The sequence below is a fragment of the Bartonella sp. AU16XJBT genome (assembly GCF_028618665.1).
GTDB lineage: Bacteria > Pseudomonadota > Alphaproteobacteria > Rhizobiales > Rhizobiaceae > Bartonella.
This window is the reverse complement of record NZ_JAQITF010000033.1, coordinates 1-7,509: the sequence shown is the minus strand read 5'-3', so window position 1 is coordinate 7,509 and position 7,509 is coordinate 1. Positions and strand designations below refer to the sequence as shown.

Genomic DNA, 7,509 nt, shown 5'->3' with positions numbered 1-7,509 from the left:
TAGGTGTATTGATTATGGTGGGAAAGATTTTCTTTTGAGAAAATATCCGCTGTCACAAGATCTGCATAAAAAAAGCTTATCGGAACTTCTAGTTTTTGAGCGATTTCCAGTAAGCATTTGGCGCTTATACGGTTCAACCCTTTTTCATATTTTTGGATTTGTTGAAAACTCACACCTAAAAAGCTTCCTAATGCCTTTTGAGAAAGTTCCATGGCAATGCGTCTATGACGAATTCTTTTACCTATAGAAATGTCGATAAAATGTGGATCTTTAGTTGGCACTTTGCACCCCCCTCCGGTTGCGAGCGCCCTCGCATTGGTATTCCGGGAGTCTAAAAGTACTGACTTGACTCAGCTTTTTGCTTTTAGTGCTAGAGCGCACCTGGACATAGCAAAATCTCCCGGAATTCCGGGATACCCGCAAAGCGGGATAAATTTATGTGTCAAGTCTTCGGGCTTTTAGTTCCCTATTTGATCGCTGCGTAGACGATCAAAATTACAGTATTCATTCATAAGGCAATTTCAGAAAGTTGGCAAGAAAAATGAAAACATTTTAAAAATGAGAGCATTTTTTGTATCGCAAGAATTATCTTATCATGCTGTAAAATGCTGATCTTTGAGGTTGATATTGGGTATATAGATTTACAACGTGTGTTTTTTTGTGCAAGTGTGTGTTGAATATTTTAGGAGTGGGTTTGTTGTTGCGTTTTGTGCAGCAGCGCCTTTTGAGGGGGGAATGTTGGGCGAGAGGTTGGTGTGGGAGAGAATTATTTACAGAGCGGTGTGGGGCAAGAAGTTAGGTTGTCGTTTATAAAATGGTGTAGGGTGTGGGGTGGAAAGTTTTGTTCTTTGGGGGATTTTTTTAAGCAAGGAGATTGTTCGGGGGTGATTTGGGAGTTTCTTTTAGCCTTTTTCTGTAAAGACGTAAAAGCGTAAAAACGTGGAGCCGTAAAAAAGGTAAGGGGCGTTTAAGCCATGGAGGATTTATGCGTTGCATATGGAGGCATGTGGGGGCGTATATCATGGTGTGGAATGGGGGAAGACGAATTTGGGATAACAGGGCTTGTGAGTGGAGAGATAATTTGGGGTGTAGGGGCGAGGCGTGTTTTGACGGGAGAGTGTGGGGGGGGGGATATGGAGGAGGGGCAGAGGTGTGGAGAGAAAAGTTTAAGCGGTTTAGCGTAATTTCTTGTCACTCTAAACCAAGATCAGCCTAAAAATTAGAGGAAATGGGGCAGTAAAGTTTGAGGGAATGAAGTTGTAATTCTCAAAATGTAGGGTGAGTTTTTTTGAGAAAGCCTCATGGCAATGCGTCTGTGACGAATTCTTGTGCCTATTGAAGTATCAACAAAGTTTGAATTTTTGGTTTGAAAATGTGGATTTTTAGTTCGCACTTCGCACCCTCCCCACCGGCTGCGAGCGCCCTCGCATTGGTATTCCGGGAGTAACAAGTACTGAGCTCTAGCCAGCTTCTTTGCTTTTAGTGCTGGGCATGCACCTGGACATGACAAAGACTCCCGGAATCCCGGAAAATCCACAAGAGTAGATTTATTTTTACACTAGAGCTTAGGGCTTTTAGTTCCCTCTTGATCGCTGCGTAGACGATCAAAACACCTTTTAGATGATAAAGGAATTTCAGGAGATTGGCAAGAAAAATGAAAACATTTTGAAAATAAAAATATTTTGGGGATCTCAATAATTATCTCATTATCTTCTTATGTCGTAAAATTATACCGTAAAAAAACTGCTCCTTGAAGTCGATATTGGGCAATAGATTTACACATTTAGGTGTTTTTATGCACGTGTATGTTGAATATTTTAGGGGTGGATTTGTTTTTTTGAGCCTTTTGAAGCACTACCCCTTTAAGGGGGCTGATGTGACGGTGGGGGGCAAGAAGTTGGATTGTCGTTTATAGACCTTTGTTTACAGAGCAATGTGGGGTGGGGGAAGTTTTGTTTTTTGGAGAATTTTTTTTAAAAGGGGAGGGTTCGGTGGAGGTTTCGTTTGCTTTTTTCTGTAAAAATATAAAAGCGTAAAAATGTGATTCTGTAAAAAGGACAGGGAAGTTAAGGACGTGGAGGATTTATGCGTTATGTATGTTTTGAGTTGTGTTGGGTGTGTATCATGGCATGGAATGGGGTGAGAAAATTTGTGGGAACAAGTTTTGTGAATGGAGCGCAAGATGGGAGGCAGAAGGGGGAGATGACGAGAGTGTATGGGGAATGGAGGGTGTTTGGAGCTGTAGAGAGAAAAGTTTAGGCAATTTAGCCTAATTTCTTGTCACTCTAAACCAAGATCAGCCTAAAAATTAGAGGAAATGGGTCAGTAAAGTTTGAGGGAATGAAGTTGTAATTCTCAAAATGTAGGGTGAGGTTTTTTGAGAACATAAGAGAGAAAACTTGAAAAACCTTTCCCTTTTTGTTGAATTTTTATTCACAAATTTAAGAAAATAGGATATGAACGCTGGAAAATAACGCACAGCTTAACAAAATATGTGCAATGTAAAGGAAATGATTGTTTATGTCAAAAGAAGAAGTTTTAGAATTTTCTGGTGTCGTTACCGAACTCTTACCGAATGCGATGTTTCGTGTGAAACTGGAAAATGATCATGAAATTATTGCACATACCGCTGGAAGAATGCGAAAAAATCGTATCCGGGTGTTAGCTGGTGATAAAATTATGGTAGAAATGACTCCCTATGATTTGACAAAAGGACGCATTACATACCGCTATAAGTAGCCTTATGGATGATTCATGATTTTTACAAAAATCATTCTGTTATTTTTAACAGACCTTTGGGGTGCTTTCTATACGTGAGAAAAGGTGAATGTTTAAAATGACCTTGAACAAGGTGTCAAATCAGTGCACAAAAAGAATAAGGAGATCAATAGCGCTTAAATGGAGCGCTTAAAACGGGGTAAGAGAAAAGCCGATTTTGCAAGGGGTGGAAATGAAAAATATAAGAGAGTGGGGGAAAAAACATTTGGCGGAAACTCTTGAGGAAGAAATTCATTTGGTGCTTGCCTCCGCTTCGCCACGGCGTTTGGCGCTTTTAGCGCAAATAGGGATTGATCCTCAGCAGGTTTATGCAAGCGATATTGATGAAACGCCAAAATTAAAAGAACATCCTGCAAACCTTGCTAAACGTTTGGCAAAGGAAAAAGCCCTAAAAGCGCAAGAGATTTTAAACTGGTACACTCAGAAGTCCCAAGAAAAATTGCAGAATGTCCCAAAAAAATTGCCTGGGCAGAAAATGATTATCTTGGCCGCTGATACGGTGGTGGCTGTTGGGCGTACCATTCTTCCCAAACCAGAAGGCGAAGATGAGGCTTATGAATGTTTACGGTTCCTTTCTGGACGGGCACACAAGGTCTATGGCGCCATTTGTGCCTTGAATGAACAGGGAAAAATAACCGTGAAATTGGTTGAAAGTCGTGTCCGTTTTAGACGCTTAACCTCTTCCATGATGAAGGCTTACCTTGCTTCAGGAGAATGGCAAGGAAAAGCTGGTGGCTATGCTATCCAAGGAAAAGCAGGGGCTTTTGTGGTCTATATCGCCGGCTCTTATTCTAATGTCGTGGGATTGCCTTTGGCTGAAACAGCCGATCTGTTGACCGCTTATCACTATCCACTTTACGCGCATTGGATGGAAGAAACGCAGTAGAGAAATTTTAAGGCAAGAGCCATGCAGGGTAAAAAACACCAAAGAGAGCACCAAAAAGTGCAAAGCGGAAATGAAGCAAGGTAAAAATGAAAAAAAAGGAACAGAAGAAAATTTAATGAAAGAGGAAAGAACACTGACGTCTCAAAGCCAAAGAAAGCTCTCTGAGCAAAAAGAGCCAAATTTGCTAAAAGACGACCGTCCTCCTCATCCTTGTCCTATTTGTGGTCAAATGTCACAGAAGTCTGCTTATCCTTTTTGTTCCAGCCGATGCCGTGCCATTGATCTCAATCGCTGGCTTTCGGGGGCTTATATCCTCCCACCCCCTCCACAGGTTAGCGATGAAGAAGAATAAAGGGGGTGTTTCTTAAAGGCAGAATGCTGTGTGCGTTTTGCGTGATTGAGGTAAAGCTTGAGGAACGGATAGGGTTTGTTTGGTTCTGTCTGATACATGTTCTTTGAGGGGGGTGAAGGGATATTTTGGGGGCAAGAAGTTGGGGCGTCGTTTATAGATCTTTGTTTCCAAAGCGGTGCGGTGTGGTGGTTTGAGAGTTTTTTGGCTTATTTCTGTAAAGACGTAAAAGCGTAAAATGTGGAGCCGTACAAAAGGAAGGGGGAGTGACGTGAGGGATTTCTGGGTTGTGGAGGCTTTGGGTTGTGTTTGGAAGCAGTTGGGGGGAATGCTGAGCTTTGCGTTATTGAGATAAAGTTTGAGGACGGGATAGGGTTTGTTTGGTTCTGTCTGATACATGTTCTTTGAGGGGCTGTGAAGGGATATTTTGGGGGCAAGAAGTTGGGGCGTCGTTTAAAGATCTTTGTTTCCAAAGCGGTGCGGTGTGGTGGTTTGGAAGTTTCGTTTGGCTTCTTTCTGTAAAGATGTAAAAGCGTAAAATGTGGAGCCGTACAAAAGGAAGGGGGAGTGACATGAAGGATTTCTGGGTTGTGGAGGCTTTGGGTTGTGTTTGGAAGCGGTTGGGGGGAATGCTGAGCTTTGCGTTATTGAGATAAAGTTTGGGGAGAGCGATGCAGTTATTTCAGGGGGGACTGAGCTTTCTAAGAGAAGTTGGGGGACAGGAAGGCTCTGGACATTTGAGTTGAGGAAGAAGGGGTGTGAAAAAGGCATGAGGTTGAAAGAAAACTTGGGGAGAGTGAGGCTGGAGATGGGAAAGCTGAATGTTAGGAAGCGGTTGGCGGAATGCTGTGTGCGTTTTGCGTGATTGAGGTAGGGCTTGGGGAGCGGATAGGGTTTGCTTAGACTTGTCTGATACATGTTTTTTGAAGGGGGTGAAGGGATATTTTGGGGGCAAGAAGTTGGGGCGTCGTTTAAAGATCTTTGTTTACAGAAGTGGTGTGGTGTGGTGATTTGGAAGTTTCGTTTGGCTTCTTTCTGTAAAGATGTAAAAGCATAAAATGTGGAGCCGTACAAAAGGAAGGGGGAGTGACGTGAAGGATTTCTGGGTTGTGGAGGCTTTGGGTTGTGTTTGGAAGCGGTTGGGGGGAATACTGAGCTTTGCGTTATTGAGATAAAGTTTGAGGACGGGATAGGGTTTGCTTAGACTTGTCTGATACATGTTCTTTGAGGGGGGTGAAGGGATATTTGGAGGGCAAGAAGTTGGGGCGTCGTTTATAGATCTTTGTTTACAGAAGTGGTGTGGCGTGGTGGTTTGGAAGTTTCGTTTGGCTTCTTTCTGTAAAGATGTAAAAGCGTAAAATGTGGAACCGTACAAAAGGAAGGGGGAGTGACGTGAGGGATTTCTGGGTTGTGGAGGCTTTGGGTTGTGTTTGGAAGCGGTTGGGGGGAATGCTGAGCTTTGCGTTATTGAGTTAAGGCTTGGGGAGAGCATTGCAGTCATTTTCTGGTTAAATGTCCCAAAAGTCTGCTTATCCTTTGAATCGGGCGTTTCTTTGAAGTTCATATCACCAATTGTATGAAAGGGCGGGAAACTTTAACTGTCAAAAAGTTTAATATCGGATGGTTGATATGAATTTATTTTTAAAAAAGAGTCCATTTTCTCTTTTTTCTGCTCTCTTTATTTCTAAAGTTGGCGATTATGCTTATGAAGTTGTTTTTATTTTACTTGTCTTAGAATTAACAGATAACGCCTTTTTTACAGGTCTTGTGTATTTTTTTCGCTTTATCCCTTTTCTCTTTTTTGGACCTATAGGCGGTTGGCTCGCGGATAATTTTTCTTTGAAGAAAAATATGATCTTAAGTGAATTGGTGAGATTATTCGCCTCATTATTCGTTTTGATAACCACGATAACAGGGACGGCTCATGTTATTGTGCTTATTTTTGCAGCAATAGGTACAACAATAGGAAGAAGTATTTTTCAACCAAGTTTTCAAGCGGCTATCCCGAAAATGTTTGCAAGAAAGGATCTGACTAAAGCAAATAGCATTTCACAAATTATAGACGAAACAGCATCCGTTATTGGTCCTTTAGTTTGTTCCCTATTGCTTCTTTTCGCCGACAAATCGGCAGTTCTTATTTTTGATCTTTTTACCTATCTTATATCGATTATCGTGTTACTTAATCTTGTGAATTTAAACTCAAGTGAGAATAAATCATTCAATTTTATAAAAATTTATCGCGAAACCGCTTCCTATCTTCAATATATTTCGACTGAAAATAAACATTTATTTATTACGCTCGTTGGCTCGGCATTTGCTATTCTCTTTACGGGGGCAATTTTAAGATTTTTAATTCCAGCTTTTGTTCTGTCTGTGGGGGGAGAGGAAAGATTTGTGAGTTCACTTTTTTCTCTCATGGCTGTTGGAACGATTGTGGGTGGTTTGTCCTATCGTAAAATTATAGTCAAGGTTACATCATTAAAGCTTATGGTCTTTTGGCTTCTTTATGGGTCTGTTCTATTTCTTATGCCTTTAGCTTCAATGCTTTATTTAAAATTGCTTCTCGTGTTTGCCTGTGTTTTAGGATTTACGGGGGCATTTGTGGATATTAGTTTAGTCTCTGCGCTTCAATTATACTCTCGTCGTGAAGATTTTGGTAAGAGTTTTGGAACCTTTTCAACTTTAGCAAACTCTGCTGAAGCCGTGTCTGGCCTTATTGCTGGGCTTTTTGCACTGGTAGGATTGGTGAGCTCTTTTTTAACGATGTCTGCCTGCATTATTTTCACTGGAATGATTGGTGTTATAAAAATTAAGAAAAATAAAGCATTAACACCCCCTGATACGACAGGAGAGGATGATCATTGATCTCTTTGATCTCTCCATGCCATTTTTTTCAGATGGTTCGTTTCTTATTTTATCATGCTATAAACCACTGATCTTTATGGTTCGATATGAGGCATGTGGATTTTATGCATTGGGGTGCTTTTTTGTACAAGTGTGTGTGGGGTTGTTTATCGCGCCTTTTGAAGGACTTTCCTTTGAGGGGCATCAATTTTACCAAAAGGGCTCTATGAGCGAATAATGTTGAGTGGTGCGCTTTGGCTTAATCAGAGAGCAACCATAAAATGGCTTTCTGCTTTTTAGGCTTGAGCTCTCTAAAGTTTTTTAAAAGCAAATATTCTTTTTCGCTATAGGTGTCTTGATTATGGTGTGAGGGGTTTTCTTTTGTCGCAAGATCGGTGGCTGAAAGATCCGCATAAAAAAAGCTTATCGGCACTTGCAATTTTTGAGCAATTTCAAGCAAACATCCTGCGCTGACACGATTTAAACCTTTTTCATATTTTTGGATTTGTTGGAAACTCACACCGAGAGTGTTTCCTAATGCTTTTTGAGAAAGCCCCATTGAAATTCTTCTATGACGAATTCTTGTGCCTATTGAAATGTCAATAAAATTTGAATTTTTGGTTTGAAAATGTGGATTTTTAGTTTGCACTTT

At 41.0% G+C, this 7,509-nt stretch carries 8 protein-coding genes; 6 read left to right on the top strand and 2 right to left on the bottom strand.

Translation table 11 applies throughout. The features are described from left to right. Nucleotides 1-281, bottom strand: a 281-nt coding sequence (locus PVV66_RS08945; protein WP_273719495.1) for a helix-turn-helix transcriptional regulator, incomplete at its 3' end; no start/stop codon positions are given. Nucleotides 282-974: 693 nt separating this feature from the next. On the opposite strand from PVV66_RS08945, the gene PVV66_RS08940 reads away from it, so the two are divergent. From PVV66_RS08940 to PVV66_RS08915, 6 genes are all read left to right on the top strand, one after another. Beyond that, nucleotides 975-1,184, top strand: a complete 210-nt coding sequence (locus PVV66_RS08940; RefSeq protein ID WP_273719496.1) for a hypothetical protein — start codon at nucleotides 975-977, stop codon at nucleotides 1,182-1,184. Nucleotides 1,185-2,520: 1,336 nt separating this feature from the next. Then, entirely contained in the window at nucleotides 2,521-2,739 is a 219-nt protein-coding gene (gene infA, locus PVV66_RS08935; protein ID WP_010702900.1) for a translation initiation factor IF-1, read from the top strand. Between the two features lie 211 nt (nucleotides 2,740-2,950). Further along, nucleotides 2,951-3,664 carry a Maf family nucleotide pyrophosphatase gene (locus PVV66_RS08930; protein WP_273719501.1) on the top strand — a complete coding sequence of 238 codons (714 nt, stop codon included), beginning with the start codon at nucleotides 2,951-2,953 and terminating at the stop codon, nucleotides 3,662-3,664. A 70-nt stretch (nucleotides 3,665-3,734) separates the two neighbouring features. Then, nucleotides 3,735-4,016 carry a DNA gyrase inhibitor YacG gene (yacG, locus tag PVV66_RS08925; RefSeq protein ID WP_273719503.1) on the top strand — a complete coding sequence of 94 codons (282 nt, stop codon included), beginning with the start codon at nucleotides 3,735-3,737 and terminating at the stop codon, nucleotides 4,014-4,016. Between the two features lie 1,626 nt (nucleotides 4,017-5,642). Then, nucleotides 5,643-6,878 (top strand): MFS transporter, encoded by a 1,236-nt coding sequence (locus PVV66_RS08920; protein ID WP_273719329.1) that lies wholly within the window; start codon nucleotides 5,643-5,645, stop codon nucleotides 6,876-6,878. Beyond that, nucleotides 6,868-7,095 (top strand): hypothetical protein, encoded by a 228-nt coding sequence (locus tag PVV66_RS08915; protein WP_273719326.1) that lies wholly within the window; start codon nucleotides 6,868-6,870, stop codon nucleotides 7,093-7,095. Before PVV66_RS08920 ends, PVV66_RS08915 begins: the two co-directional genes overlap by 11 nt. A gap of 21 nt (nucleotides 7,096-7,116) precedes the next feature. On the opposite strand, the gene PVV66_RS08910 is transcribed toward PVV66_RS08915, so the two are convergent. Beyond that, complete coding sequence (locus PVV66_RS08910; protein WP_273719325.1) at nucleotides 7,117-7,506, bottom strand: helix-turn-helix transcriptional regulator; 390 nt, start codon at nucleotides 7,504-7,506, stop codon at nucleotides 7,117-7,119. Between the last annotated feature and the right edge of the window lie 3 nt (nucleotides 7,507-7,509).